Genomic DNA, 26807 nt, shown 5'->3' on the forward strand with positions numbered 1-26807 from the left:
CCGCGACCCCTTGCACGACTTCGGGAGACAGCCGATGCCCCAGCGCCCCGCCTTTGCCAAATGGCTTGACGACACCAACGACGTGACCGCCACCTTCCTGGCCGCCGGGCGTATTCCCGGGCTGGTCAACCTTGGCGGTGGCCTGCCGGGGACCGAGATCTGGCCGGTCGAGGACATGACGAAGCTGGCGACGTCCGCCGTGGCCGATCATGCGGATGAGACGCTGGCCTATGCCCCTGTCGCGGGCCTGCCCAAGCTGCGCGACCTGATCGCGGCACGGTATTCCGAAGGGGACCTGACGCTGACGCGCGACAACGTGCTGATCACAGCGGGCGGGGCGCAGGCGCTGAACCTCATTGGCACGGTGTTGCTGGAGGAGGGCAGCACCGTTGCGTCGCAGACGCCGGCCTATCTGGGGGCGTTGGACAACTGGCGGCCGCGCCAGCCGGTCTATCGCCCGATGCGGCTGGAGGCGAATGACCTTGACCCGGTGGCGGCGATGACCGGCGCGCAGTTTGCCTATACCGTGCCGAATTTCTCGAACCCGACGGGCAAGCTGGTGAATGCGGCGACGCGTCGGCGGCTGGTGGATGCGGCGCACGCGACCGGCACGTGGCTGATCGAGGATGATCCTTACGGCACGCTTTATTATGACGACGCGCCGATGCCGCGGATGCTGACGCTGTCGGCCGAGGAGGCCGGGGCGCCATATGACGGGCCGGTGATCTATCTTGGCACGGTGTCCAAGGAGCTGGCGCCGGGTTTGCGGATCGGCTGGATCATCGCGGCGCCCGAGATGATCGAAGTGCTGAAAGCCGCCAAGCAGAGCGCCGACATGTGCACCAGCGGCCTGTGCCAGCAGATCACCCATGACGCGTTCGCCACCGGGCTGGCCGATGACATGCTGCCGGGTATCCTCGACCTTTACCGCACGCGGCGCGATGCGCTGTGTGCGGCGATGGACGAACATCTGCCCGACCTGTTCACATGGGAGCGGCCCACGGGGGGCATGTTCGTCTGGGCCACGGCGAAGGACCCCGCGCTGGATACCAACCGGCTGATGGAGGTGGGGCTGGAGCATGGGGTGTGCATCTCGCCGTCGTCGGTGTTCGACCCGGAGGGGCGCGACCACAGTTCGATCCGCATCAACTTTACCTACAATACCGAGGACAAGCTGGCGACCGGCATCGAGCGGCTGGCCACCGCCACCCGCGCCGCGCTTGCGGAGACCTGACCCTTTTGCTCTAACGGGCGGCAACATGACTACCCGGAGGCCGCCATGGTCGACATCGCAACCCGTGTCTGGAACCACAAGTGGAAGATCGACCCGATCGTCCGGTCGCTGATCGATACCGATTTCTACAAGCTGCTGATGTGCCAGTCGGTGTTTCGCAACCGTCCGCACACCTCCGTCACCTTCTCGCTGATCAACCGCAGCAAGGATATCCGACTGGCCGAACTGGTGGACGAGGGCGAACTGCGCGAACAGCTGGACCACATCCGCTCGCTGTCGCTGTCGCGCGGCGAGTCGACATGGATGCGGGGCAACACGTTCTATGGCAAGCGGCAGATGTTCACGCCCGAATTCATGGATTGGTTCGAGAAGCTGCGTTTGCCGCCCTACCACCTGGAAAAACGGGACGGGCAGTACGAGCTTACGTTCGAGGGCACCTGGCCGCAGGTCATGCTGTGGGAGATCCCGGCGCTGGCGGTGTTGATGGAACTTCGTTCGCGCGCGGTGCTGCACGACATGGCCCGGTTCGAGCTTCAGGTGCTTTATGCCCGCGCCATGACCCGCCTGTGGGAAAAGACCGAGGTGCTGCGCGACACGCCGGGCCTGCGCATCGCCGATTTCGGCACGCGGCGGCGGCATTCGTTCCTGTGGCAGGACTGGTGCGTGCAGGCGATGACCGAACGGCTGGGCGAGAATTTCGTCGGCACCTCGAACTGCCTGATCGCCAAGAACCGCGACCTGGAGGCGATCGGCACCAACGCTCATGAAATGCCGATGGTCTATGCCGCGCTGGCCGAGAATGACGCGGAGCTGGCCCGGGCGCCTTACGAGGTCCTGTCCGACTGGCACGACGAACACGACGGCAACCTGCGGATCATCCTGCCCGACACATACGGTACCGAAGGGTTTCTGGACAAAGCGCCCGACTGGCTTGCCGGGTGGACGGGCATCCGCGTGGACAGCGGTGACCCCGCCCGCGGCGCCGAGACCGCCATCCAGTGGTGGAAGGACCGTGGCGAGGATCCGACGCAGAAGCTGGTCATCTTTTCCGACGGGCTGGACGAGGAGAGGATCCTCGCGCTGCACAAGCAATTCGCGGGCCGCGTGCGCGTCTCCTTCGGCTGGGGCACGCTGCTGACCAACGACTTCCGCGGCCTTACGCCCGGCGACGCGCTCGCGCCCTTCTCGCTCGTCTGCAAGGCGGTGGCCGCCAACGGCCGCCCCACCGTCAAGCTGTCGGACAACCCCCGCAAGGCCATGGGGCCCGAAGACCAGATCGACCGCTACAAGCGGGTGTTCGGGGTGGGGGACCAGGAGGAGATGGAGGTGGTGGTTTGACCACCGCCATGCTCACCGGCATCCGCATCATCGAGTTCGAGGGCCTTGGTCCCGCGCCTTTTGCGGCCATGATGCTGGCCGATCTGGGTGCGGAGGTGACGGCTGTCCAGCGCCCCGGTTCTGCCAATCCCACGATGGGCGAGCACAACATGCTCGACCGGGGCAAGCGGGCCGTGGTGCTGGACCTCAAGGACCCCGGCGACATGGCGGCGGCGAAGGCGCTGGTGAATGAAGCCGATGCGCTGATCGAAGGGTTGCGGCCCGGGGTGATGGAGCGGCTTGGACTGGGGCCGGAAGCGTTTGCGGAGAGTAACCCGACACTTGTGTATGGACGGATGACGGGCTGGGGGCAGGACGGGCCGCGGGCGCATCTGGCGGGGCATGATTATAATTACATCGCCACGGCGGGGGCGCTTTACTATGCTTCGACCCCGGGCGATGTGCCACTGACGCCGCCGACGATCGTGGGAGATATCGGGGGCGGGGCGCTGTACCTTGTGGCCGGTATTCTGAGCGGTCTGCTGAACGCGCAGCGAACAGGACAGGGCACGGTGGTGGATGCTGCGATCACCGACGGGTCGGCGCATATGATGGCGCTGTTCATGGCGATGGCGGGCGGTGGGAACCTGTCGCAGACGCGCGGTGAGAGCCTGCTGGATGCGCCGCCCTGGGGGCGGACATACGTTTGTGCCGACGGGCGGTACCTGTCGGTGCAATGCCTTGAGCCGCAGTTCTATGCGCTATTTCTGGATCTTCTTGGGCTGGATGACGATCCACTCTTCGGGGCGCAGTACGATCGGGCACAGTGGCCGGAGCAGACGGCGCGGCTGGCGGCGTTGTTTGCGGCGCAGCCGGTTGGTCATTGGGCCGCACTGTTCGAGGGGTCGGACGCCTGTGTCGCGCCTGTGCTGAGCCCGTGGGAGGCGGCGGAGGATCCGCATATCGCCGCGCGCGCGATCTGGCACGCGGGCGAGGGCGGGTTGCAACCGGCTCCGGCGCCGCGGTTTGATGGGCAGCCGCTGGCGCCGAACCCGGTACCGGCGCGGGGGCAGGATACCGAAGCCGTGCTGGACGGTCTGCGGGCGCGCGGGCTGATCTGACGGCGCCGGACATACGCATTCGTATGGTATTCCGAGCTTGATCCAGGGGGCTTGCCGCGCGAGGTCCCGGGTCAGGCCCGGGACGGGGCGTGCGGTCTCATCCGCCGTGGACTTGCTTGCTGTCGTCTGGCGCCTCGTCGCGCTCGAACATGCCGTAGTCGCGGATGACCGACACGACGCGCAGGCGGTAATCGTCGAACATGATCTCGCGGCCTGCGCGCTGGGCGCCGCGGTGGGCCTCAAGCCGGCGCCATTCGTCCAGAGCGGCCTCGTCGCGCCAAAAGCTGAGGGACAGCAGCTTTTCCGGGTTCACCAGGCTTTGAAAGCGTTCCACCGAGATGAAGCCGTCGATGCCTTCCGCAAGCGGTTTCATCTTGGCGGCCATGTCGAGATAGGCGTCTTTTTGATCCGGGTGCGGCATGACCTCGAAGATGACGGCGATCATTTGGTGTCTCCTTGCTGCGGTGTCGAGACACATTTCAGGAAGGTGCGGTCCTCGCGCAAGAGGAACTTCTCGGATTGTGCGAAGGCGTAATTATCGCGACCCAATGGATCTGCGGCGAGGCAGGCGCGGTAGGCTTCGTATTCAGCCAGGCTGGGGATGTTGTAGATGCCGAAGGCCAGCGTAGAGGAGCCTTCGTGCGGGGCGAAATAGCCGATGAGGTCGGCGCCACAGCGCGGGATGGCGGTGCCCCAGTTGCGCGCGTAATGAGCGAACTGGGCGTGTTTCGTGGGATCGATGTGGTAGCGGATGATGCAGGTCAGCATGGGTGTCTCCTTTGGGATCGCCCCTGTTGTAGCGGATGGACGGGGCGTAATGGTTCGGCTAGTGTCGAACTATGAAGGACGGTCCTGATATTTCCCGCGTTGCCGCGCTGATCGGAGATCCGGCGCGGGCCAACATGCTGACCGCGCTGATCAGCGGGATGGCTTTGACCGCGAGCGAGCTGGCGGCGGAGGCGGGGGTGACGTTGCAGACGGCCTCGGCGCATCTGTCGAAGCTCGAGGCGGGCGGGCTGATCTCGCTGCGGCGCGAAGGGCGGCACAAGTATTTCCGGCTGGCCGGTGACGAGGTGGCGCATGTGCTGGAGGCGCTGATGGGGCTGGCCGCGGGGACCGGCGCGTTGCGGACGCGGCCCGGGCCACGAGACCCTGAGATGCGCAAGGCGCGGGTCTGTTACAACCATCTGGCCGGAGACATGGGAACGCAGATGTATGATGCGCTGCTGGCGCGGGGGGTTCTGTGGCAGAGTGGCGAGGCGCTTGAACTGACGGACGCGGGACGAGGTTTCGTGACAGGGTTCGGGATCGACCTGGACGGGTTGCCGAAATCACGGGCGCCGCTGTGCCGCGATTGCCTGGACTGGTCGGAGCGACGCTCGCATCTGGCGGGGCAACTTGGACGGGCGATGTTGAGCCGGATCGAGGCATTGGGCTGGGCCACCCGTGTGAAAGGAACGCGGGTGGTGCGTTTTTCGCCGGACGGCGCGGCGGCGTTTGCGGAGGTGTTTGGCGGGGGCCTGCACCATCGGTGAGGGGCGCGTGGGTTTTCACCCACCCTACCCGCTCGGACCGGTTGCGCGTAGGTGCGGATGAGGCCGTGCCGGTCGGGTTCTGGGGTGCCTCCGGCGGGAGTATTTGGGGAACAGTGAAAGCCGTGGGCATCGGTCCAGATTGCGGAGCCGATGAGGCCAGTGTAGAGTTTTCTGATGGCCATATCGGTGGAAAGCTTTTTCCTGTCGCCCGAGGCGGAGGGGACGTTGCAGGCGCAGATCCAGCAGATGATCGCGCAGGGCATCCTGTCGGGGCGGTTCCGCAAGGGCGAGAAGCTGCCCTCTTCGCGCAGGATGGCCGAGCATCTGGGGGTGAGCCGGATCACGGTGACGCTGGCCTATACCGAGTTGCAGGCCAACGACTATCTGGAGAGCCGGGACCGCTCGGGGTATTTCGTGTCGCAGAACGCGCCTGAGCCGCCTGCGTTCACGCCCAGTGCGGCGAAGGGCGACGTGATCGACTGGGGGCGGGCGATCGGGCGGCGGTACACGGGCGGAGCGACGCCGGAAAAGCCGAGGGATTGGTCGGAGTATCCTTATCCATTCATTTTCGGGCAGACCGATCCGAGCCTGTTCGATCACGCGAGCTGGCGCCATTGTGCGCTGCGCGCGCTGGGGCAGAAAGAGTTCCAGGCGCTGGCGGCGGATGCCTATGACCAGGACGATCCGAAGCTGATCGAGTTCATTGCGCGGCACACCCTGCCGCGGCGGGGGATTTTGGCAGAGCCGGGGGAGATCCTGCTGACGATGGGGGCGCAGAATGCGCTTTGGCTGACGGCACAGGTGCTGTTGACACAGCGGCGGACGGCGGCGGTGGAGGAGCCTTGTTACCACGCGCTGCGTGATATCCTGACCCAGTCGCGCTGTCACATGGCGCCGGTGCCGGTGGATCGTGACGGGCTGCGGCCGCAGGATTTGCCGGAGCGGGCGGACGTGATTTTCACCACGCCGAGCCACCAGGCGCCGACCAATGCGACGATGCCGCTGGACCGGCGGCAGGACCTGCTGGCCCGCGCGCGGGAGATGGAGGCGCTGATCGTCGAGGACGATTACGAGTTCGAGATCAGCTTTCTGCGCGCCCCGCTGCCGTCGCTGAAATCGCTCGATACGGATGGGCGGGTGATTTACGTCGGCAGCTTTTCCAAGTCGATCTTTCCGGGGCTGCGGCTGGGGTATCTTGTCGGGCCGCAGGCGTTCATCCGCGAGGCGCGGGCGCTGCGGGCCAGCGTGCTGCGGCATCCGCCGGGGCATGTTCAGCGGACCACGGCCTATTTTCTGAGCCTGGGGCATTACGACAGCCTGATCCGGCGGATCGGCAAGGCTTATGCGCGGCGGCGGCAGGTGATGGAAGCGGCCCTGGAAGATCACGGGCTGGGCGTGGAAGGGCGCGGGGCGTTCGGCGGAAGCTCGATCTGGATGCGGGCGGCGGAGGGGGTGGATACCGAGGATCTTGCGCGCCGGTTGCAAGCCCGGGGCGTTCTGATCGAGCCGGGACGGCCGTTTTTCGAGGCCGCGCGGGCGCCGCGCAACTTCTATCGATTGGCCTATTCCTCGATTCCCTCGGAGCGGATCGCGGACGGGATCGGGATACTGGCAAATGAGCTGAGGTCTTAAGGCCAGTTGGGTCCATGGCGCAGAACCGCACGAACGCCTTGTTCAAAAGGTTGAAAAGAGGTTTGGCCAGATATGGTGTGGTTCCATATTACAAATTTCTGAGACCAAAAGTCTCAATAAAAATGACCTCTGGCTATAGTATGCAGCAGGATCTGGCCCTAGAATGGGGCTGACTGCGAGGGTAGCTTCCCTTCAAACCGCGCCGGGGGAGGACCGGCCTTTTCCATTGTTCAGGAGCACTGTCATGAAGATGACCACCGAAGAAGCCTTTGTCAAAACGCTGCAACGCCACGGAATCCAGCATGCGTTCGGGATCATCGGGTCTGCGATGATGCCGATTTCGGACCTCTTTCCGAAGGCCGGGATCACGTTCTGGGACTGTGCGCACGAAGGCAGCGCGGGGATGATGGCCGATGGCTATACCCGGGCGACCGGCAAGATGAGCATGATGATCGCGCAGAATGGGCCGGGCATCACCAACTTCGTCACCGCCGTGAAGACCGCCTACTGGAACCACACGCCGCTGCTGTTGGTGACGCCGCAGGCGGCGAACAAGACGATTGGCCAGGGCGGGTTCCAGGAAGTCGAGCAGATGAAGCTGTTCGAAGATATGGTGGCCTATCAGGAAGAGGTGCGCGACCCGACGCGCGTGGCCGAGGTGCTGGCGCGGGTGATTTCCCAAGCCAAGCGCCTGTGCGGGCCGGCGCAGATCAACATCCCGCGCGATTTCTGGACGCAGGTAGTGGATATCGAGATTCCCAGTGCGATCGAGTTCGAGGTGAGCCCGGGTGGCAGCAACTCGGTGGCCGAGGCGGCCGCGCTGCTGAGCGAGGCCAAGAACCCGGTGATCCTGAACGGTGCGGGCGTCGTCTTGTCGAAAGGCGGGATCGCGGCGTCGATGGAACTGGCCGAGCGGCTGACCGCGCCGGTCTGCGTGGGCTATCAGCACAACGATGCCTTCCCCGGTTCGCACCCGCTGTTCGCCGGACCGCTCGGGTATAACGGCAGCAAGGCGGGGATGGAGCTGATCAAGGACGCAGACGTGGTGCTGTGCCTTGGGACGCGGTTGAACCCGTTTTCGACCCTGCCGGGCTATGGCATGGAATACTGGCCTGCCGACGCCAAGATCATCCAGGTGGATATCAACCCCAACCGGATCGGCCTGACCAAGAAGGTGACCGTGGGGATCGTGGGCGATGCGGCCAAGGTGGCGCAGGGCATCCTGAAGAATCTGGGCGAGACCGCCGGGGATGAGGGGCGCGACGCGCGCAAGGCGAAGATTGCCGAGACCAAGAGCAAATGGGCGCAGCAGCTTGCCAGCATGGACCACGAGGATGACGACCCCGGCACCACCTGGAACGAACGGGCGCGCAAGGACAAGCCCGACTGGATGAGCCCGCGCATGGCGTGGCGGGCCATCCAAGGCGCGCTGCCGCGGAATGCGATCATCTCTTCGGACATCGGCAACAACTGTGCCATCGGGAACGCGTACCCTGATTTCGACGAGGGGCGGAAATACCTGGCGCCGGGGCTTTTTGGCCCCTGTGGCTATGGCCTGCCCGCCATTGTCGGCGCCAAGATCGGGTGTCCGGATGTGCCCGTGGTGGGATTTGCCGGGGACGGCGCGTTCGGCATTGCGGTCAACGAGCTGACGGCCATTGGCCGGAGCGAGTGGCCGGGGATCACGCAGATCGTGTTCCGCAACTACCAGTGGGGGGCGGAGAAGCGGAACTCGACCCTGTGGTTCGACGACAATTTCGTGGGCACCGAGCTGGATGACGATGTCAGCTATGCCGGGATCGCCAATGCCTGCGGGCTGAAAGGTGTCGTGGCGCGGACCATGGACGAGCTGACCGATGCGCTGAACACCGCGATCAAGGAGCAGATGGAGAACGGGACGACCACGCTGATCGAGGCGATGATCAACCAGGAACTGGGCGAACCGTTCCGCCGGGACGCCATGAAGAAGCCGGTGGAAGTGGCCGGGATCAGCGCCGACGACATGGTCGAGCAGGCGGTCTGAGACGTCGCAAACCTGTCGCCTCGCGGGCATAACGTGCCACGCGGGGCCGATCAGGGCCCTGGACAGAGTGACAGGACAAGACATGACAGACCGATATCCCTTTCTCGCCGCGAGTGAGCCCAAGTGCCCGCCTTCATTGTTGACGCGGGCGCAGGCGTTGCCGCGGCCGCGCGTGGCACTGGTGAATGCCGGGGCGCCGAACCCGTTGCAGGGCATCCGCGAGGCGGCCGAGGCCGGGCTGGCCGATCCGGTGCTGATCGGGGACAACGACAAGATCAAGGCCACGGCGGCGGAGATCGGGTGGGATATCGCGGGCTTGCCGCTCATTCACGCGCCGAAGGAGACCGCCGCGCCGGTGGCCGCCGAGATGGCGCGCGCGGGCGAGGTGGGCGCGATCATGAAAGGGCAGATTCACACGTCGACCTTCCTGAAAGGGTTGCTGCCGTCGGCGGCTGGGCTGCGCGAAAAGGGGACGCGGTGTGGGCATGTATTTCACATCACGATGCCGGGGTCGGAGCGGCCCTTGCTGTTAACCGATGCGGCGCTGAACGTGGACCCGGACGTGGAGACGCGGCAGGCGTGCCTGAGCCATGCGGTGATGCTGGCCTACAAGCTGGGGATCGAGCGGCCCAAGGCGGGGATTCTCGCCCCGACAGAGGACCCGATCCCGACCGTGCCGAACACGGTTGAAGCGGTCGAGATCGCGGAGTGGGCCAAGGGCGCGCTGCCGGGTGCGGTGGTGCAGGGGCCGATGGCGATGGACTTGATCCTGTCGAAGGCGGCAGCGGAGGCGAAGAACTACGAGTCCGAGGTGTCGGGCGATGCCGACATCATGCTGACGCCAAACATCACCACGGGCAACGCGCTGTTCAAGCTGATGTCGTTCGGCATGGGGTGCTGCTGTGCTGGCGTGGTGTTGGGCGCGAAGGTGCCGATATTGCTGACCAGCCGGGCGCAGGGCGCGGAGGAACGCATCGCCTCGGCGGCGCTGGGCGTGATCGGGGGGGCGGCATGATACTGGTCGTCAATGCCGGGTCGTCCTCGATCAAGGTGGAGCTGTTCACGCCTGCGCTGGAATCGGTTCTGTCGGGATCGTTGACCGAGATCGGCGGACAGGGGCGGCTGAGCCTTGGGGGTGAGACGCAGGGCGTTTCGGTTGCAGACCATACGGCAGCGTTGGGTTTGATTCTCGAGCGGCTGGAAGCGGCGGGGCATCCGGTGTCGTCGCTGATCGCGGCGGGGCACCGCGTGGTGCATGGCGGGGCGCATCTGACGGCGCCGGAACGGCTGACCGAGGAAGTGATCGCAAAGATCGAGGCGGTGGTGCCGCTGGCGCCGCTGCACAATCCGCATAACCTGTCGGGGGTGCGGGCCTTGGCTAAGCTGGCGCCGGACCTGCCGCAATTCGCCAGTTTCGATACGGCATTTCATGCGACGAACCCGCAGGTCGCCGTCACCTATGCCCTGCCGCAGGCGGAGCGGGACAAGGGCATAAGGCGCTACGGATTTCACGGGCTTTCCTATGCCGGGATGGTGGCGCAGTTCGGGGATGACCTGCCCCGGCGTCTGCTGGGGCTGCATCTTGGCAACGGGGCCAGCCTGTGCGCCATGGTCGAGGGCAAGTCGGTGGCGAACTCGATGGGGTATTCGCCACTGGATGGGTTGGTAATGGGCACGCGGACGGGATGTATCGACGGGATGGCGGTGCTGCGTCTGGCCGAAGATCATGGGATCGAGAAAGCCGGCACGATCCTGAACAAGGAAAGCGGGCTGAAGGGGCTGGCCGGCACGAATGACATGGCCACGCTTCTGAGCCGCGAGGATGAGGATGCGCGGTTCGCGGTGGAGCATTTCTGCTACTGGGCGGCGCGGCAGGCCGGGTCGGCAATTGCCGCGATGCATGGCGTGGATGCCGTGGCCTTTACAGGGGGGATCGGCGAGAATGCCGGAACCATACGCGACCGTATCATGGATCATCTGACCTGGCTGGGAGAGATCCCGGTGCACGTGGTGCCCGCTGATGAGGAACGGCAGATTGCGCGGGATGTGGTCGGGCTTTTGCCCGGCTGAGCGCATGGAATTTTCAGCTTTCCCGGCAATCGGCTTCGGGAAAGCGAACGAACCGAGAGAAGCGGTCGCGGGGCGGTGTGAACTGGCCTAGCGTGACCGGGACAAGCCAAGGGAGGCGACGACATGCTGGATCAGCCCAAACTGGATACCTCGCCCAAGGTGTCCGACGAGGTGCGCAAGACCACCTGTTACATGTGCGCCTGCCGCTGCGGGATCAACGTGCATATGAAGGACGGTAAGGTCGCCTATATCGAGGGCAACCGCGACCACCCGGTGAACAAAGGCGTTCTGTGCGCCAAGGGCAGCGCGGGGATCATGCAGCACAATGCGCCAAGCCGTCTGCGCGCGCCGCTGAAACGGGTCGGGCCGCGCGGGTCGGGCGAGTTCGAGGAGATCAGCTGGGACGAGGCGCTGGAGATCGCCACCGGCTGGCTGGAGCCGCTGCGGCAGGAGGCGCCGGAGAAGCTGGCGTTTTTCACCGGGCGCGACCAGAGCCAGAGCTTCACCAGCTTCTGGGCGCAGAATTTCGGGACGCCGAACTATGCCGCGCATGGCGGGTTCTGTTCCGTCAACATGGCGGCGGCGGGCATCTATACGATGGGCGGCGCGTTCTGGGAGTTCGGGCAGCCGGATTGGGAGAACACCAAGCTGTTCATGATCTTTGGGGTGGCGGAGGACCATGACAGCAACCCGATCAAGATGGGCATCGGGCGCGTGAAGGAACGCGGCGCCAAGGTGATCGGGGTGAATCCGATCCGGTCGGGGTATAACGCCGTCGCGGACGAATGGGTCGGGATCACGCCGGGGACCGATGGGCTGTTTATCCTCGCGCTGGTGCATGAATTGCTGCGCGCCGGGAAGATCGACCTGCGCTACCTGGCGGAGTACACCAACGCGCCGGTACTGGTGAATTGCGATGCCAGCTCGCCTGAGCATGGGCTGCTCATGCGGGACGCCGATGGCAAGCTTCTGGTGATCGATCGGGCGACTGGACAGCCTGCGCCGTTCGACAAGAACGGTGTGAAGCCGGACCTGTCGGCCAGCTATGAAAAGGATGGCGTGACGCACAGGCCGGTGATGCACCTGTTGGCGGAGCGGTACATGGGCAAGGACTACGCGCCCGAGGCGGTGGCGGAGCGGTGCGGCGTGAGTGCGCGGCGTATCCGGGCGATTGCGGCGGAGCTGGCGCGCGTGGCATTTGAGGAAGAGATTGTGCTGGACCGCGAGTGGACGGACTTCCGGGGGCAGACACACAAGAAGATGGTGGGCCGTCCGGTCAGTTTCCACGCGATGCGCGGGATTTCGGCGCATTCCAACGGGTTTCAGACCTGCCGGAGCCTGCACCTGTTGCAGATCCTGCTGGGCTCGGTCGAGGTGCCGGGGGGCTTTCGGTTCAAGCCGCCGTATCCCAAGCCCGTGAGCATCCACCCGACGCCGCATTGCAAGGTGACGCCGGGCAAGCCGCTGGACGGCCCGCACCTTGGGTTCGTGCGCGGGCCGGAAGATCTGGCGCTGAAGGATGACGGGACACCTGCGCGGATCGACAAGGCGTTCACCTGGGACAACCCGATGAGCGCGCATGGCATGATGCACATGGTCATCAGCAATGCGCATGCGGGGGATCCGTACAAGATCGACACGCTGTTCATGTACATGGCGAACATGGCGTGGAATTCGACGATGAACACGCGCGGCGTGATCGACATGCTGACGGACACCGACGAGGACGGCGAGTACGTCATTCCGCATATCATCTATTCGGATGCGTATAGTTCCGAGATGGTCGCCTATTCCGACCTGATCCTGCCCGACACGACCTATCTGGAGCGGCATGATTGCATCAGCCTGCTGGACCGCCCGATCTGCGAGGCGGATGCCGCCGCCGACGCGATCCGCTGGCCGGTGGTGGAGCCGGACCGGGACGTGAAGGGGTTTCAGACGGCGCTGGTGTTGCTGGCCAACAAGATGGGCCTGCCGGGGTTCACCAACGAGGATGGCAGCGCCAAGTGGGCGGACTATGCCGATTACATCGTCAACCACGAGCGCAAGCCGGGCATCGGCCCGCTGGCCGGGTGGCGCAAGGGCGAGGACGGACTGACCCACGGGCGCGGGGCGCCGAACGAGGACCAGCTGGAGAAATATATCGAGAATGGCGGGTTCTTCGTGAACCATATCGCCGAGGAACACGCCTATATGAAGCCGTGGAACATGGGCTATCAGAACTGGGCGGTGGGCATGGGGCTCTATGACAGTCCGCAGCCATTTATCTTTGACCTCTATGCCGAGACGATGCGCAAATTCCAATTGGCCGCCGAGGGGCATGGCGAGCGGCAGCCGCCCGAGCACCTGCGCGAGCGGATCAAGGCGACGCTGGACCCGCTGCCGGTGTGGTACCCACCGTTCGAGGACGGGCATGTGGACCCGGTGGAATATCCCGTTCACGCGCTGACGCAGCGGCCGATGGCGATGTACCATTCCTGGGGGTCGCAGAACGCGTGGCTGCGGCAGATCCACGGGCGCAATCCGCTGTACCTGCCGACCAAAATCTGGGAGGCGAACGGGTTTGCCGAGGGAGATTGGGCCAAGGTCACGTCGGCGCATGGAGAGATCACGGTGCCGGTGGCTCACATGGCCGCCCTTAACGAGAATACCGTCTGGACGTGGAACGCGATCGGCAAGCGCAAGGGCGCCTGGGCGCTGGAAAAGGATGCGCCGGAGGCCACGAAAGGCTTTCTGCTCAATCACCTCATTCATGAATTGCTGCCGCCCAAGGGCGACGGGCTGCGCTGGGCGAACAGTGACCCGGTGACGGGGCAGGCGGCGTGGTTCGACCTGCGCGTCAAGATCGAAAAGACGGTGGCGCCCGAAGAGGCGCACCCGACATTCGCGCCGATCACGTCGCCGGTGGGGACCGGGCCGGACGAGTTGCGCTGGAAGGTGGGCAAATGAGCGGCAAGACCCTGACATTGATCGTTATATTGGCGTTCGTGATCTTTGTGGTCGGAACCTTCGTGTGGTTCATCGGCAATTGGAATACGAGCGGGGATGCGGCCGTTAGCAGCGCCGTCCCAGCCAAGATAGAGGAGCGGCAAGCATGACGACGCTTCCCGAGACGACGCAGCGCAAGATGGGGCTGGTGATCGACCTCGACACTTGCGTCGGCTGTCACGCCTGCGTGGTGAGCTGCAAGGGGTGGAACACCGAGAATTACGGCGCGCCGCTGAGCGACCAGGATCCGTATGGCAGCGATCCCAGCGGGACGTTCCTGAACCGGGTGCATTCCTACGAAGTGCAGCCTCTGGCCGAGAGCGGGATGCCGCATCCGGCGGCGCAGCTGATCCATTTCCCCAAGTCGTGCCTGCATTGCGAGGATGCGCCATGCGTTACCGTATGTCCGACCGGCGCGAGCTATAAACGGGTCGAGGACGGGATCGTGCTGGTGAACGAGAGCGATTGCATCGGCTGCGGGCTGTGTGCTTGGGCTTGTCCATATGGCGCGCGCGAGATGGACGCGGCGGAGGGCGTGATGAAGAAGTGCACGCTGTGCGTCGACCGGATCTATAACGACAACCTGCCCGAGGAGGACCGGGTGCCGGTCTGCGTGCGGACCTGTCCGGCGGGGGCGCGGCATTTCGGGGATCTGGGCGATCCGGACAGCGATGTGTCGAAACTGGTCGAGGAACGCGGTGGCATGGACCTGATGCCCGAGCAGGGCACGAAGCCTGTGAACCAGTACCTGCCGCCCCGGCCCAAGGACCGGGTGATGGCCGCCCCTGAAGAGCAGATCGACGTTTTGGCGCCGCTGCTGGCACCCGTGGCGGAGGAGCCGAAAGGGTTCATCGGCTGGCTCGACAAAGCGCTGGAGAAGATCTGATGCATCCTGCCCCGTCCGTTATCGTATTCACCACGTTGTCGGGCCTTGGGTTCGGCCTGCTCTTCTGGCTGGGGCTGGGGGTCATCGTGCCGACCGGCTGGGTCGCGTTCCCCTTTTTCGTGATTGCCTACCTGCTGGCCGTGGGCGGGCTGATGGCCTCGACATTTCACTTGGGCCACCCGGAACGGGCGTTGAAGGCGTTCACGCAATGGCGGTCTTCGTGGCTGAGCCGGGAAGGCGTGTCCTCGATCGCGGCGCTGATCGTGATGGCGATTTATGGCGCGGGGCTGGTATTTTTCGACACGCAATGGATGCTGGTGGGGGTGATCGGGGCGGTGCTGTCGGCGGTGACGGTGTTTACCACCTCGATGATCTACACGCAGATGAAGACCGTGCCGCGCTGGAACACGACGCTGACGCCGCTTTTGTTCATGGCGATTGCGCTGGCCGGCGGGGCGTTGCTGGCGGGGCAAGTTGAGATTGCGCTGATCCTGATGCCCGTCGCGGCCGCCGTGCAGGTCATCTGGTGGCTGCGCGGCGACAAGGCGTTGGCACAGTGCGGCACGGATATGGCCACGGCGACGGGGCTGGGCAATATCGGCACTGTGCGGGCGTTCGAGCCGCCGCATACGGGCAACAATTACTTGCTGCGGGAGTTCGTCTACGTGGTGGGGCGCAAGCACGCGCAGAAGCTGCGGATGATCGCGCTTTTGTTCGGCTACACGGTGCCTTTCGTGCTTCTGCTTGTGCCGTTTTCGCACATCGCGGCGCTTGTGGCCGTTCTGGCGCATCTGGGCGGGATCGCGGCGTCGCGCTGGCTGTTCTTTGCAGAGGCCGAGCACGTGGTGGGCCTGTATTACGGGAAGCGCTAGGCGCCTTGTCCGCCTTTACAGGCGGTCTTGGCCCGGTTGCGGATCGGTCAGGCCCCACTCGTCCGTGACAGGGTCGATCCGGCGTTCGCGGAAGCGGATCCAGCGGACGCGGATGGCCCAGGCCAGGGCTGCAAGCAACGTCAGGAAGATAATGTTGAACCACGGGATGATGGTGACATTCGGACCCTCGACCGGTTCGACCGATATGGCGTTCGGGAAGATCGACAGGAACTCGTTGCGCCAGCCGTAATGGGTGATCGACACCCATTTGGGGGTCTCGGAGGTGGAGCGCAGGTCGGCGGCCTCGGCCTGAAGGTTTGAGGTATCGAACTTGAAATAGGGCGGCCAGCCCCAGCCGGTATCCTCGTTGCGGTAGACCATGACACCGCCATCTGCGAGCCGGGTCTGGATGAAGAAGATATCGCGGTTGGGCGTGCCTTCGGCGTCGCCGGTGCCCACGTTGGACCAGAAGATCGAGTTTTCGCCGAAATCAATGCGCTTTTCGTAGGTGTCGGTGACGCGCGCGATGTCGTGCTGCGGCAGGGTGTAGTGCAGGAAGCCCGCGACCAGCAGCCAGAAGGCGGCGACGAAAATCCATTTGATGTAGTGCATGACGGCCCCTTGCAATTGAGTGGTCCCTGTCGGTTCGGCACCAACGCGCCGGCTGTTTTACACGATATAGTGTGACATCGACCCGGGGGACAGGGCAAACCGGGATCTGGTTTGCGGTGTCGGTTCGGGGTTGGCTTTTGCGTCGTGTTGTATACTCCTGAACAAAGTTCAAGTTTGGAGGCAGCATGGCGGGCAAGGTTGAGGCGCGGCGGGACGCGCTGCGAAAGACGTTGATCGACCTGGCCGAGGCGAAAGTGACGCAAGGCGGTCTGGCCGCAGTCAAGGCGCGGGAACTGGCACGAGAGGCGGGGTGCGCGCTGGGCGCGATTTACAACGTGTTCGGCGATTTGCACGACATTGTCATCGCGGTGAACGGGCGGACCTTCGGGCGGCTTGGGCAGGCCGTCGAGGCCAGCTTGGAAGATCGCGCGCAGAGGAGCCCGACCGCGCGCATGATCGCGATGTCAGAGGCCTATCTTGATTTTGCGGAAGGCAATCGCAACGCCTGGCGCACCCTTTTCGAGGTGCAGACAGTGGCCGGGGTCGAGGCGCCGGATTGGTACCACGACCAGATGAAACGCCTGTTCGGCCTGATCGAGGCCCCGGTGCGTGACTGCTTTCCGAAGATGCCGGAGGACGATGTGGTGCTGATGGCGCGGGCGCTGTTTTCGTCGGTGCATGGGATCGTCGCACTGGGACTGGACAACCAGGTGTCAGAGGTGTCGCGCGCCGATATGACCCGGATGATCGTGCTGGTGATCGGGAATGTCACCGGAAACAGATAGTTTCTAAACATCGTTCAAAATAATTCTTGAACGGCGTTCAAAGCACTATATATCTCTATTCATGAACATTGTTCAAGAAAGGGATTGGAATATGTTCACGACACTGAAGACATTGATCGCCGGGGCGAATGCGCGGGCGGAGGAGCAGGTCAAGGACGCCTTTGCGAGCGAGTTGATCGATCAGAAGATCCGCGACTCGGATACGCAGTTGAGGGCGGCAAAAGCGACCTTGGCCTCGCTCATTCAGCGGCAGAGGTCGGAAAAGCGGATCCTGGACGCGCTGCAAGGGCGGATCGATACCATGATGCGGCGGGCGGAAGATGCCCTGGCCTCGGACCGCAAGGACCTGGCGCGGCAGGCGGCGGATGCCGTCGCGACGATGGAGAACGAGGCGCAGCTTCGGCAGGGCACGGTCGACCGGCTGGAGGCCAAGGTAATCCGGCTGCGCGGGAGCGTGGAAGTGGCGCATCGGCGGCTGATTGACCTCAAGCAGGGTGCTGTGACGGCCCGGGCCATCCGGCGCGAGCAGCAGGTGCAGGGATCCTTGCGGACCACGATCGGCAACACGTCTGCCGCAGATGAGGCCGAAGAATTGATCGCGCGGGTGGTGGGGCGGGATGACCCGTTCGAGCAATCGCAAATCCTTCAGGGGATCGAGGCGGACCTGAACCACGAAAGCCTGGATGCTCGCATGGAGGCGCAGGGCTTTGGCCCGGTGACGAAAGTGACGGCGGACCAGGTGCTGGACCGGCTGAAGCGCAAGTAACTGAACGTTATTTTCTACTGAACGAGGAGACGACCAATGCAATTCAATGACAAACCCGACAACACCGTGATCATGGCGTTCAACGCGATAGGCGTCGCGGCGGCCTATGTGCTGCTGGGCATGTCGCTGTGGCTTTCGACCGAAGTGCCGCTGTCGACCAAGGGCTTCTGGGGGATCGCGGTGCTGCTGCTGACGCTGAGCCTGGTGAATTTCGTGAAGTATCGTTTCGAGAACCAGGCGCGGATCGACCGGATCAACCGGATCGAGGAAGCCAGGAACGAAAAGCTGTTGGAGGATTACGTGGGCGAGAGCTATGGGCCCGAGCGCAAGGATGCGGCCTAAAGCCTGTGCGATAAGTTAGGGATGAGATGCCCCCCGGGAAGGTTTCCGGGGGGTGTTTTCCGCGTCAGCCGACCACGTTGAAGTCCGGCCCGTAGGGATAGCCGGTGATGTTTTCGTGCCCGTCCTCCGTGATGACCAGCACGTCGTGTTCGCGGTAGCCGCCGGCGCCGGGCTGGCCCTCGGGAATGGTCAGCATCGGCTCCATCGAGATGACCATGCCGGGTTGCAGCACGGTGTCGATATCCTCGCGCAGTTCCAGCCCGGCCTCGCGGCCGTAGTAGTGCGACAGGATGCCGAAGCTGTGGCCATAACCGAACGTGCGGTATTGCAGCAGGTCCCGCTCGGCCAGGAAGGCGTTGATCTTGTGCGTGACCTCGGCGCAGGAGATGCCGGGCTTCAGCAGGGACATGCCGTATTCGTGGGCAGCGACGTTGGCCTGCCAGATGGCGAGCGAGGCGGCGTCGACCTCGCCCGCGAACATGGTGCGTTCGAGGGCAACGTAATAGGCCGAGACCATCGGGAAGGTGTTAAGCGACAGGATATCGCCGCGTTGGAGTTGCCGGGCCGTGACGGGGTTGTGGGCGCCGTCGGTGTTGAGGCCGGACTGGAACCAGACCCAGCTGTCGCGGTATTCGGCATCGGGGAAACGCTTGGCGATTTCCAATTCCATCGCGTCGCGCCCGGCCATGGCCACGTCGATCTCGCGCGTGCCGATGCGGACCGCGTCGCGGATGGCATGGCCGCCGACATCGGCTATGGCGGTGCATTGACGGATGAGGGCGATCTCGGCGGGGGACTTGGCCATGCGCTGGTTCATGGTGTGAGGTGACAGGTCGACCGTTTTCCTTGGCGAAAGGAAGTGATCCAGCTTGCCACGTTGCTGCACCGTGAGGTGGTCGGATTCGTAGCCGATCACGCCGCCGGTGCCGGTGACGGAGGCGATTGCGCGCCAGTAATTGTCGCGCTGCCAGTCGGTGTAGGTGATGTTGTCGCCATGGCTGCGGCGCCATGGCTGGCCTGCGTCGATGCCCGCCGAGATGGTGACGCTATCGGTGGCGGTGACGACAAGGCTGTAGGGCCGCCCGAAGGCGCAGTAGAGGAAGCCCGAGTAGTAGGCGATGTTGTGCATCGACGTGAAGACGGCGGCGGTGACGCCGGTTTCGGCCATGATGCGGCGCAGGTCGGCGAGGCGCTGATCGTACTCGGACGGTGCGAAGGGCAGCGGGGCCTTTTCGCCATTGTGGAAGCGATAGAAGTCGGGGCGCTTGGCCGCGAAGTCGGTCTGGTTTTGAGGTGCAGTCATAGTGTGACCCTCCTAATCAAAGAAAGGTCCCGGCGTTCAGGACTGTTGGGATGTGAGACCCGAGGTTTGGGCGACGCCATCGCCCGCGGGTCTGATGCTGTTCTTGCAGAGCGGGATGTGTCTGGCAAGATGGTCCGCGACAAAAAGAGGACGGAAACGGACCATGACGGCAAGACCGGGAGAGCGGAACCTGATCACGGATGTGCCGGGGATACTGGTGGGACAGGCCGAAGATGCGGCGGTGAAAACGGGTGTGAGCGTTGTGGTGGGGGACGCGCCTTTTACCGCTGGTGTGCACGTCATGGGCGGGGCGCCGGGGACGCGGGAGACGGATTTGCTGGCGCCGGACAAGGTGGTGGAGGAGGTCGATGCGCTGGTGCTGTCGGGCGGATCGGCGTTTGGTTTGGATGCGGCATCGGGCGTGGTGGACGGGTTGCGCGCCGAGGGGCGCGGCTTTGCCGTGGGAGATCAGCGCGTGCCGATCGTGCCGGGGGCGATCCTGTTCGATCTACTGAATGGCGGAGACAAGGACTGGGTGGAGAATCCGTACAAGCGGCTGGGGCGGGAGGCGCTGGCCGGACGGGGTGAGGCGTTCGATCTTGGGAGTTCCGGGTCCGGAGCGGGCGCGGTGACGGCGGATTTCAAGGGAGGCTTGGGCTCGGCCTCGGTCGTACTGGCGTCGGGTGTGACGGTGGGCGCGCTAGTAGCAGTGAACGCGTTGGGGTCGGCCGTGGCCGGCGCGCGCGGCGAGTTCTGGGCGGCGCCGTTCGAGATGGGTGACGAGTTTGGCGGGCTGGGCGTGGCGCGGAACTTCGGAGATGTGCACGCGCCGCGCACGAAGCTGGGACAGCACGCGGCGACGACGATCGGAGTGGTTGCGACGGATGTGACGCTGACACAGGCGCAGTGCACGCGGATGGCGGTGGCGGCGCATGATGGGTATGCGCGTGCCTTGGTGCCCTCGCATACGCCGATGGACGGGGATTTGATCTTTGCCGCCGCCACGGGGCGTGGTGCTGCGCCGGACGTTGCGGGGCAGTTGGCGCTGGGCCATGCGGCGGCCACCTGCGTGGCGCGGGCGATTGCCCGGGCGGTTTATGCGGCGCGGCCCGCCGAGGGGGATGGGGTGCCGTGTTGGGCGGAGCGGTTCGGACAGGTATGAGACGCAGGGGCGCGTGGGTTTTCACCCACCATATGCAGGGCCTTTGCGGTGGGCGCGTGGCGTGCGGCGGGATTTGAGTATTTTCGGCAAGAAAAAGCCGGCGTGGGTCAGACGAGGATATCGCGCATCAGGGGGCTTTCGGGGTCCTTGAGGGCGTCGATGATGTCGAAGTGGTGACGGCCCTTGTCGATGCGCAAAGGGCAGGACCAGGCGTCGGCCTGCCAGCGGGCTTGATCGAGGAAGACGGGGCGTTCGTCGGCGCCGACCCAGATGTGAGTGGGGATGGCGAGGCGGTCGGCCATCAACGCGGGGCTTGCGGCGGCGGCGGTGGCTTCGGTCAGTTGGAACTGGGCGTTCATCGCGGTGTGCAGGAGCGGGCGCAGGTCGGAGACCGGGGAGATCGGGGTAATTGTGTTGATGCGGTCGGTGATGTCGGTGGGCAGGAGGCCGGGCTGGGCCATGCGCGAGACGAGGTGACCGCCGGCGGAGTGGCCGGCGAGGGCGAGGGAGCCGGGCTCGACCTTGGCGATGGTCTGAATGGCGCGGGCGATCTGCCGGGTGATGTCGGCGATGCGCACGTCCGGGCAGAGGTCGTAGGAGGGCATGGCGACGGACCAGCCGCGGGCAAGCGCGCCCATGGCGAAGTGGGACCAGAAGGAGCGGTCGAAGCGGAGCCAGTAGCCGCCGTGGACGAAGACGAGCGTGCCTTTCGGCGCGGTTTTGGGGCGGAGGAGGTCGTAGGCCTGGCGCGGGGTATCGCCGTAAGGAACGCCGAGATCGTCGCAGCCAGGTGCGCGTGCCTGGCGGAAGGCTGCCGCCTCGGAGGCCCAGCGGGGTGGGTAGCTTTCGCCGTCCGGAATGTGGGGGACGTTGGCGTAGGCGTCGTCGTAATCCATGATCTGCTCCTTCGGGCTGGCCCTAGACATTTTCTGCCCCAGATGCTTTGCCAAGACGAGACGTTTTTGCCGGAGGATGCGCCATGCTCGATACTGCCACCAACCTGAAATCGCTTTTGAAGGACCCCGATCTGCTGGCCGAGAAGGCCTATGCCGGGGGTAAGTGGGTCGACGGTGCGGACGGCGCGACGTTCGAAGTGGTGAACCCGGCGCGGGGTGACGTGATCGCCAAAGTGGCGGACCTGGATCGGAGCCAAGTGGCCGACGTGATCGCGGGCGCGGCGAAGGCACAGAAGGAATGGGCCAAGTGGACCGGCAAGGAGCGGGCGGCGGTGCTGCGCAAGTGGTTCGACCTCATGATGGAGCACCAGGATGACCTGGGCACGATCCTGACCGCCGAGCAGGGCAAACCGCTGACCGAGGCCAAGGGCGAGATCGCCTATGGCGCGTCATTCATCGAGTTCTTCGGGGAAGAGGCCAAGCGGGTTTACGGCGAGATGATCCCCGGTCATCAGCGCGACAAGCGGATCATGGTGCTGAAGCAGCCGATCGGGGTGGCCGCATCCATTACGCCGTGGAATTTCCCGAACGCGATGATCACGCGTAAGGCCGGGCCCGCGCTGGCGGCGGGCTGTGCGTTCGTGGGTCGTCCGGCGGCGGAGACGCCGTTGTCGGCCACGGCGATGGGTGTGCTGGCCGAGCGGGCGGGCATTCCGGCGGGGGTGTTCAACATCGTGACCTCGTCGCGGTCGAGCGACATCGGCAAGGAGTTCTGCGAGAACCCGAACGTGCGCAAGCTGACCTTTACTGGGTCGACCGAGGTGGGGCGCATCCTGTTGCGGCAAGCCGCCGACCAGGTGATGAAATGCTCGATGGAGCTGGGGGGCAATGCGCCGTTCATCGTGTTCGACGATGCCGACGTGGATGCCGCCGTGGAAGGCGCGATCATGTGCAAGTTCCGCAACAACGGGCAGACCTGTGTCTGTGCCAACCGAATCTATGTGCAGGCGGGGGTTTATGACGCCTTTGCCGAGAAGCTGAAGGACCGGGTGAGCCAGATGAAGGTCGGCGACGGTCTGGAGGACGGCACCGAGCTGGGGCCGTTGATCAACCCGGAGGCATCCGAGAAGGTAGTCGAGCATATCGAGGATGCGAAATCCAAAGGGGGCAAAGTGATCCTTGGTGGCGCGGATGGCGAGATGGACGGCAATTTCTTCAAGCCGACGATCCTGACGGGTGTGACGCAGGATATGAAGGTGAGCCAGGAAGAGACGTTCGGGCCGCTGGCGCCGCTCTTCAAGTTCGAGGACGAGGATGACGTGATCGCCATGGCGAACGACACGATATTTGGCTTGGCCAGCTATTTCTACGCCAAGGATCTGAGCCGGGTCTACAAGGTGGCCGAGGCGCTGGAATACGGGATCGTGGGGGTGAATACCGGCATCATTTCGACGGAGGTCGCACCGTTCGGTGGCGTCAAGCAGTCGGGGCTGGGCCGGGAAGGCAGCCATCACGGGATCGAGGATTTCCTGGAGATGAAATACGTCTGCATGAGCGTGTGAGACACGGCATGGGAGTTGGATTTCACGGGGTCTTTCCTTACCTGGTGTCGCCGATGGATGGCAAGGGCCGCGTCAATCGCGCGGTGCTGACCCGGCTATGTGACGACCTGATCGACGCGGGCGTGCATGGGCTGACGCCACTAGGCTCGACGGGGGAGTTTGCGTATCTGAGCTGGCAGCAGAAGCGCGATATCGTCGAGACGGTCGTGGCGGCCGCCAAGGGCCGGGTGCCGGTGGTGGTGGGTGTCGCGGCGACGACGACCCACGAGGCCGTGCGGCAGGCGCGGGAGTTCGCGGCCATGGGCTGTGACGGGATCCTCGCGGTGCTGGAGGCGTATTTCCCGGTGAGTGACCGGGGCATCAAGGACTACTTCACGGCGGTCGCGGCGGCGGTGGAGTTACCGATCGTGATCTACACCAACCCGAATTTCCAGCGCAGTGACCTGAGCGTGCCATTGGTCGCGGAGCTGGCGGAGGTCGAGAACATCCGCTGTCTGAAGGATGCGTCGAGCAATACCGGGCGGCTGTTGTCGATCATGGACCGGGCGGGCGACAAGCTGGATATCTTTGCCGCTTCGGCGCATATCCCGGCCTGCGTGATGCTGATCGGGGGCAAGGGCTGGATGGCGGGGCCCGCGTGCATCGTGCCGAAGCAGAGTGTGAAACTGTACGAGCTGTGCAAGGTCGGGCAGTACCAAGCGGCGATGGAGTTGCAGCGCGATCTGTGGGCGTTGAACCAGGCGTTTGCGAAGTACAATCTTGCGGCTTGCGTCAAGGGCGGGCTGGAATTGCAGGGCTATGAGGTCGGCGCGCCGCTGCCGCCGCAGGATGGGCTGAGCGACGAAGGCCGGGCCGAGTTGAAGGCGGTGCTGGAGCGGGTCGGGGCTCTGTAGGGGGCGCGACGGGCGGGATGAGATCCCGTCACGGTGGGATGAAATCCCAGCCTACGCTTGCATTGTTGGCGTGAAATTTATTTCGCGCATCGCCAAGGATTGACGACCGGGCGGCGTCCTACAATCGTGATGCGCATGACTGTCAGTGACGAAACCCTGGCCATAGCCGCAGCCGATGGCGATGCGGCGGCTTTCTCGGCTTTGGTCGAGCGGCACTACGATGCCGTGTTCCGGCTGGCGTTTCGGCTGACCGGGGCAAGGGCGGAGGCGGAGGATCTGACGCAGGATGTGTGCGCGGCGCTGCCGGGGAAGCTGTCGGGCTTTCGCGGGGCGTCGAAGTTTACCACGTGGCTGTGGCGGGTGGTGGTGAACGCGGCCCATGACCGGCGGCGCAGGGCGGCTGTGCGGGCGAAATACGCGGAAGGCTGGGGCGACTGGGAAGTGGACCGGCGGGCGGCGGATGCGGAGGTGGCCGAGGCGGTGGACTGGCTGACGCAAGCGATGCGCGCCCTGCCGGAGGAATTGCGGGACACGCTGGCACTGGTGCTGGATGACATGAGCCATGCCGAGGCGGGCGAGGTGCTGGGCATCTCGGGCGGCACGGTGGGGTGGCGCGTGTCGGAGGCCAAGAAACATCTGCGCGCGATGCGCGCGCGAGAGGAGGACGCATGAGCGACGACCTCGACGATCTGAAGGCCATGATGCAGGCCGCGACACCGAAGCCGGATGCCGGGAAGAAGGCGGCGGACATCGCCCTGGCGCGGAAAAATTTTGCCGATCTCCAAGAGGCGCGGGATGGCGCGCGTCAAACCTCTGATCGCCCGAAAGCGGGCCTTGTCAGAGGAGTGACGGACATGTTGATGCGGATGAATACGCGCGGGGCGCTGACGGCGACGACGGCGCTGGTGGCGCTGGGAATGGTCGTGGTGGTGCCGGATTGGCACAATGCGCCGGCGCTGCGGGGGGCGCAGCCGGCGGTGACGGAGGCGGAGGACGGTTTGGCGGACGCGGGCGCGCGCAGGGAAGCGCCGGTGCCCGAGCCCGCAGAGGAACTGACGCTAGATGTCGCCCCGGCGGAGCCTGCGTCGGACGCCGAAGCACCGAGGCCTGCGCCGGAGCCGCAGGTGGCAAGACCCGAGTTGGGCGCAGAGAAGCGGCGGCAGGCGGCACCTTCTGCGGTGCAGTCCATAGCGCCGCGCGACCTTGAGGGGTATGCCGACGGGGCGGCCAACACCACAACGGTCGGACGGATCGCGCAGCCGGATGCGGATGGCGTGGCGACCTTGCCGGAAAGCGATACCGAAGCGTTTCCAAGGGCGGAGCCGAACGCGCTGAAGATCACGGCGGAAGAGCCGGTTTCGACATTCTCGATCGACGTGGATACGGCATCGTATGGTGTGGTGCGGTCGTCCTTGCGAGCGGGGGTCCTGCCGCCAGAGGAGGCGGTGCGGATCGAGGAGATGGTAAACTACTTCCCCTACGACTATGCCGCGCCGGATGGCGATGCGCCGTTTGCACCGACGGTCAGCGTGACGGACACGCCGTGGAACCCGGACACGCAGCTGGTGCATATCGCGATCCAGGGCGAGATGCCGCCCGTAGAGGATCGCCCGCCGCTGAACCTTGTGTTTCTGATCGACACGAGCGGGTCGATGCAGGCGGCGAACAAGCTGCCGCTGTTGAAGCAATCGCTGACGCTGATGCTGCCGCAGTTGAGTGAGCGGGACAGCGTGGCGATCGTGACCTATGCAGGCAGTGCGGGGCAGGCGTTGGCGCCGACCGCGGCGACGGAGCGGGAGATGATTCTGGGCGCGTTGGACCGGTTGGAGGCCGGAGGCTCAACCGCGGGGCAGGCGGGGTTGCAGCAGGCTTACGCGCTGGCCGGGGAGATGAGCGGCGAGGGCGAGGTATCGCGGGTGATCCTGGCGACGGACGGGGATTTCAATGTCGGGATCAGCGACCCGGAGGCGTTGAAAGACTATATCGCCGAACAGCGCCAGAGCGGCACCTACCTGTCGGTCATGGGGTTTGGGCGCGGCAACCTGGATGATGCGACAATGCAGGCGCTGGCGCAGAACGGGAACGGGCAGGCGGCCTATATCGACACGCTGTCTGAGGCACAGAAAGTGATGGTCGATCAGGTGAGCGGGGCGCTTTACCCGATTGCCGATGATGTGAAGATCCAGGTGGAGTTCAATCCGGCGGAAGTCGTCGAGTATCGGCTGATCGGGTACGAAACGCGTGCGTTGCGGCGCGAGGATTTCAACAACGATCGGGTGGATGCGGGCGATATCGGGGCCGGGCACCAGGTGACGGCGCTTTACGAGATCACGCCGGTGGGCTCGCCCGCGCAGATGAGTGACCCGCTGCGCTATGGCGAGGCGGAGGCGGTGAGCGGAGAGGCCGATGAGCTTGGGTATTTCAAGCTGCGGTACAAGGCGCCGGGCGAAGATGAGAGCCAGCTGATCGAACAACCCATTGTCGAAGGGGGCGAGGCCGGGGCCGAAGCGCGATTCGCAGCGGCGATTGCCGGGTTCGGGCAGTTGTTACGCGGGGAGACGTATCTTGGGGATTGGGGCTATACGGAGGCGATTGCGCTGGCGAATGGGGCCAAGGAGGAAGACCCGTTCGGCTATCGTGCCGAGGCGGTGCAGCTGATGCGGTTGGCGGAAAGCCTGTCGCGATGAACAGTGCTGCGCGGAATCAAGGTGCAGCTTGCTGCACCGCCGCGCATCGCCGGGCCGCCCCGTCACGCCAGAGGCGTGCCGACTACAATTGGCGCACCTTTGGTGCGACGGCACGGCGATT

The 26807-nt window shown here is 64.8% G+C and carries 25 protein-coding genes; 20 read left to right on the forward strand and 5 right to left on the reverse strand.

Annotated elements, in window-relative coordinates; all coding sequences use genetic code 11:
* The first annotated feature begins 34 nt into the window (after nucleotides 1-34).
* The 3 genes from FIU86_RS00275 to FIU86_RS00285 are packed head-to-tail and all read left to right on the forward strand — an operon-like array spanning nucleotide 35 to nucleotide 3672.
* The gene (locus FIU86_RS00275) at nucleotides 35-1234 is read left to right on the forward strand and encodes a PLP-dependent aminotransferase family protein (protein WP_152473239.1); all 1200 of its coding nucleotides are present in this window, start codon (nucleotides 35-37) and stop codon (nucleotides 1232-1234) included.
* Between the two features lie 45 nt (nucleotides 1235-1279).
* Entirely contained in the window at nucleotides 1280-2572 is a 1293-nt protein-coding gene (pncB, locus tag FIU86_RS00280) for a nicotinate phosphoribosyltransferase (protein ID WP_152473240.1), read from the forward strand.
* 8 nt (nucleotides 2573-2580) lie between these two features.
* Nucleotides 2581-3672 (forward strand): CaiB/BaiF CoA-transferase family protein, encoded by a 1092-nt coding sequence (locus FIU86_RS00285; protein WP_152476838.1) that lies wholly within the window; start codon nucleotides 2581-2583, stop codon nucleotides 3670-3672.
* Nucleotides 3673-3769: 97 nt separating this feature from the next.
* Here the strand turns inward: FIU86_RS00285 and FIU86_RS00290 are convergent, their stop codons facing one another.
* A complete protein-coding gene (locus FIU86_RS00290; protein ID WP_103762762.1) occupies nucleotides 3770-4117 on the reverse strand; it encodes an antibiotic biosynthesis monooxygenase in 348 nt (115 codons plus the stop codon).
* Nucleotides 4114-4440, reverse strand: a complete 327-nt coding sequence (locus tag FIU86_RS00295) for an NIPSNAP family protein (protein ID WP_152473241.1) — start codon at nucleotides 4438-4440, stop codon at nucleotides 4114-4116. The genes FIU86_RS00290 and FIU86_RS00295 overlap by 4 nt, the downstream gene beginning before the upstream one ends.
* Before the next feature lie 71 nt (nucleotides 4441-4511).
* On the opposite strand from FIU86_RS00295, the gene FIU86_RS00300 reads away from it, so the two are divergent.
* The 9 genes from FIU86_RS00300 to FIU86_RS00335 all read left to right on the forward strand — a co-directional run bounded on the left by FIU86_RS00300 (nucleotide 4512) and on the right by FIU86_RS00335 (nucleotide 15678).
* The gene (locus FIU86_RS00300) at nucleotides 4512-5207 is read left to right on the forward strand and encodes a helix-turn-helix transcriptional regulator (RefSeq protein WP_152473242.1); all 696 of its coding nucleotides are present in this window, start codon (nucleotides 4512-4514) and stop codon (nucleotides 5205-5207) included.
* Between the two features lie 174 nt (nucleotides 5208-5381).
* Entirely contained in the window at nucleotides 5382-6839 is a 1458-nt protein-coding gene (locus FIU86_RS00305) for a PLP-dependent aminotransferase family protein (protein WP_152473243.1), read from the forward strand.
* A gap of 244 nt (nucleotides 6840-7083) precedes the next feature.
* The gene (gene xsc, locus FIU86_RS00310) at nucleotides 7084-8862 is read left to right on the forward strand and encodes a sulfoacetaldehyde acetyltransferase (RefSeq protein ID WP_152473244.1); all 1779 of its coding nucleotides are present in this window, start codon (nucleotides 7084-7086) and stop codon (nucleotides 8860-8862) included.
* An 82-nt stretch (nucleotides 8863-8944) separates the two neighbouring features.
* Nucleotides 8945-9877 (forward strand): phosphate acyltransferase, encoded by a 933-nt coding sequence (locus FIU86_RS00315; RefSeq protein ID WP_152473245.1) that lies wholly within the window; start codon nucleotides 8945-8947, stop codon nucleotides 9875-9877.
* Complete coding sequence (locus FIU86_RS00320) at nucleotides 9874-10932, forward strand: acetate/propionate family kinase (protein ID WP_152473246.1); 1059 nt, start codon at nucleotides 9874-9876, stop codon at nucleotides 10930-10932. The genes FIU86_RS00315 and FIU86_RS00320 overlap by 4 nt, the downstream gene beginning before the upstream one ends.
* Nucleotides 10933-11055: 123 nt before the next feature.
* Nucleotides 11056-13881, forward strand: coding sequence for a molybdopterin oxidoreductase family protein (locus FIU86_RS00325; protein ID WP_152473247.1), 2826 nt, complete (start codon nucleotides 11056-11058; stop codon nucleotides 13879-13881).
* Nucleotides 13878-14030 carry a hypothetical protein gene (locus tag FIU86_RS22465; protein WP_172977387.1) on the forward strand — a complete coding sequence of 51 codons (153 nt, stop codon included), beginning with the start codon at nucleotides 13878-13880 and terminating at the stop codon, nucleotides 14028-14030. The genes FIU86_RS00325 and FIU86_RS22465 overlap by 4 nt, the downstream gene beginning before the upstream one ends.
* The gene (locus FIU86_RS00330; protein ID WP_152473248.1) at nucleotides 14027-14806 is read left to right on the forward strand and encodes a 4Fe-4S dicluster domain-containing protein; all 780 of its coding nucleotides are present in this window, start codon (nucleotides 14027-14029) and stop codon (nucleotides 14804-14806) included. The genes FIU86_RS22465 and FIU86_RS00330 overlap by 4 nt, the downstream gene beginning before the upstream one ends.
* A complete protein-coding gene (locus tag FIU86_RS00335) occupies nucleotides 14806-15678 on the forward strand; it encodes a DmsC/YnfH family molybdoenzyme membrane anchor subunit (protein WP_152473249.1) in 873 nt (290 codons plus the stop codon). The genes FIU86_RS00330 and FIU86_RS00335 overlap by 1 nt, the downstream gene beginning before the upstream one ends.
* A gap of 15 nt (nucleotides 15679-15693) precedes the next feature.
* Here the strand turns inward: FIU86_RS00335 and FIU86_RS00340 are convergent, their stop codons facing one another.
* Nucleotides 15694-16290, reverse strand: coding sequence for a DUF1523 family protein (locus FIU86_RS00340; protein WP_152473250.1), 597 nt, complete (start codon nucleotides 16288-16290; stop codon nucleotides 15694-15696).
* A gap of 185 nt (nucleotides 16291-16475) precedes the next feature.
* Between FIU86_RS00340 and FIU86_RS00345 the strand changes: the two genes are divergently transcribed.
* The 3 genes from FIU86_RS00345 (at nucleotide 16476) to FIU86_RS00355 (ending at nucleotide 18183) form a co-directional block, all read left to right on the forward strand.
* The gene (locus tag FIU86_RS00345; protein ID WP_152473251.1) at nucleotides 16476-17075 is read left to right on the forward strand and encodes a TetR/AcrR family transcriptional regulator; all 600 of its coding nucleotides are present in this window, start codon (nucleotides 16476-16478) and stop codon (nucleotides 17073-17075) included.
* A 91-nt stretch (nucleotides 17076-17166) separates the two neighbouring features.
* Nucleotides 17167-17841: a PspA/IM30 family protein gene (locus tag FIU86_RS00350; protein WP_152473252.1), complete on the forward strand. Its 675-nt coding sequence runs from the start codon at nucleotides 17167-17169 to the stop codon at nucleotides 17839-17841.
* A 36-nt stretch (nucleotides 17842-17877) separates the two neighbouring features.
* Entirely contained in the window at nucleotides 17878-18183 is a 306-nt protein-coding gene (locus tag FIU86_RS00355) for a hypothetical protein (RefSeq protein ID WP_057791430.1), read from the forward strand.
* A 64-nt stretch (nucleotides 18184-18247) separates the two neighbouring features.
* Here the strand turns inward: FIU86_RS00355 and FIU86_RS00360 are convergent, their stop codons facing one another.
* Nucleotides 18248-19486, reverse strand: coding sequence for an aminopeptidase P family protein (locus FIU86_RS00360; protein WP_152473253.1), 1239 nt, complete (start codon nucleotides 19484-19486; stop codon nucleotides 18248-18250).
* Nucleotides 19487-19649: 163 nt separating this feature from the next.
* Between FIU86_RS00360 and FIU86_RS00365 the strand changes: the two genes are divergently transcribed.
* Nucleotides 19650-20648 (forward strand): P1 family peptidase, encoded by a 999-nt coding sequence (locus tag FIU86_RS00365; protein WP_152473254.1) that lies wholly within the window; start codon nucleotides 19650-19652, stop codon nucleotides 20646-20648.
* A gap of 107 nt (nucleotides 20649-20755) precedes the next feature.
* Here FIU86_RS00365 and FIU86_RS00370 read toward each other — a convergent pair whose 3' ends face one another.
* Nucleotides 20756-21544 (reverse strand): alpha/beta hydrolase, encoded by a 789-nt coding sequence (locus tag FIU86_RS00370; protein WP_152473255.1) that lies wholly within the window; start codon nucleotides 21542-21544, stop codon nucleotides 20756-20758.
* Nucleotides 21545-21627: 83 nt separating this feature from the next.
* On the opposite strand from FIU86_RS00370, the gene FIU86_RS00375 reads away from it, so the two are divergent.
* From FIU86_RS00375 to FIU86_RS00390, 4 genes are all read left to right on the forward strand, one after another.
* Nucleotides 21628-23106 carry an NAD-dependent succinate-semialdehyde dehydrogenase gene (locus FIU86_RS00375; RefSeq protein ID WP_152473256.1) on the forward strand — a complete coding sequence of 493 codons (1479 nt, stop codon included), beginning with the start codon at nucleotides 21628-21630 and terminating at the stop codon, nucleotides 23104-23106.
* A gap of 8 nt (nucleotides 23107-23114) precedes the next feature.
* On the forward strand, nucleotides 23115-23999 hold the full coding sequence (locus tag FIU86_RS00380; RefSeq protein ID WP_152473257.1) for a dihydrodipicolinate synthase family protein: 885 nt from the start codon (nucleotides 23115-23117) through the stop codon (nucleotides 23997-23999).
* Nucleotides 24000-24134: 135 nt separating this feature from the next.
* A complete protein-coding gene (locus tag FIU86_RS00385; protein ID WP_172977388.1) occupies nucleotides 24135-24671 on the forward strand; it encodes an RNA polymerase sigma factor in 537 nt (178 codons plus the stop codon).
* Nucleotides 24668-26686 (forward strand): VWA domain-containing protein, encoded by a 2019-nt coding sequence (locus FIU86_RS00390; protein ID WP_152473259.1) that lies wholly within the window; start codon nucleotides 24668-24670, stop codon nucleotides 26684-26686. The genes FIU86_RS00385 and FIU86_RS00390 overlap by 4 nt, the downstream gene beginning before the upstream one ends.
* The last annotated feature ends 121 nt before the right edge of the window (nucleotides 26687-26807 follow it).

It is taken from the genome of Roseovarius sp. THAF9 (assembly GCF_009363715.1).
In the GTDB taxonomy this organism is placed as follows: Bacteria; Pseudomonadota; Alphaproteobacteria; order Rhodobacterales; family Rhodobacteraceae; genus Roseovarius.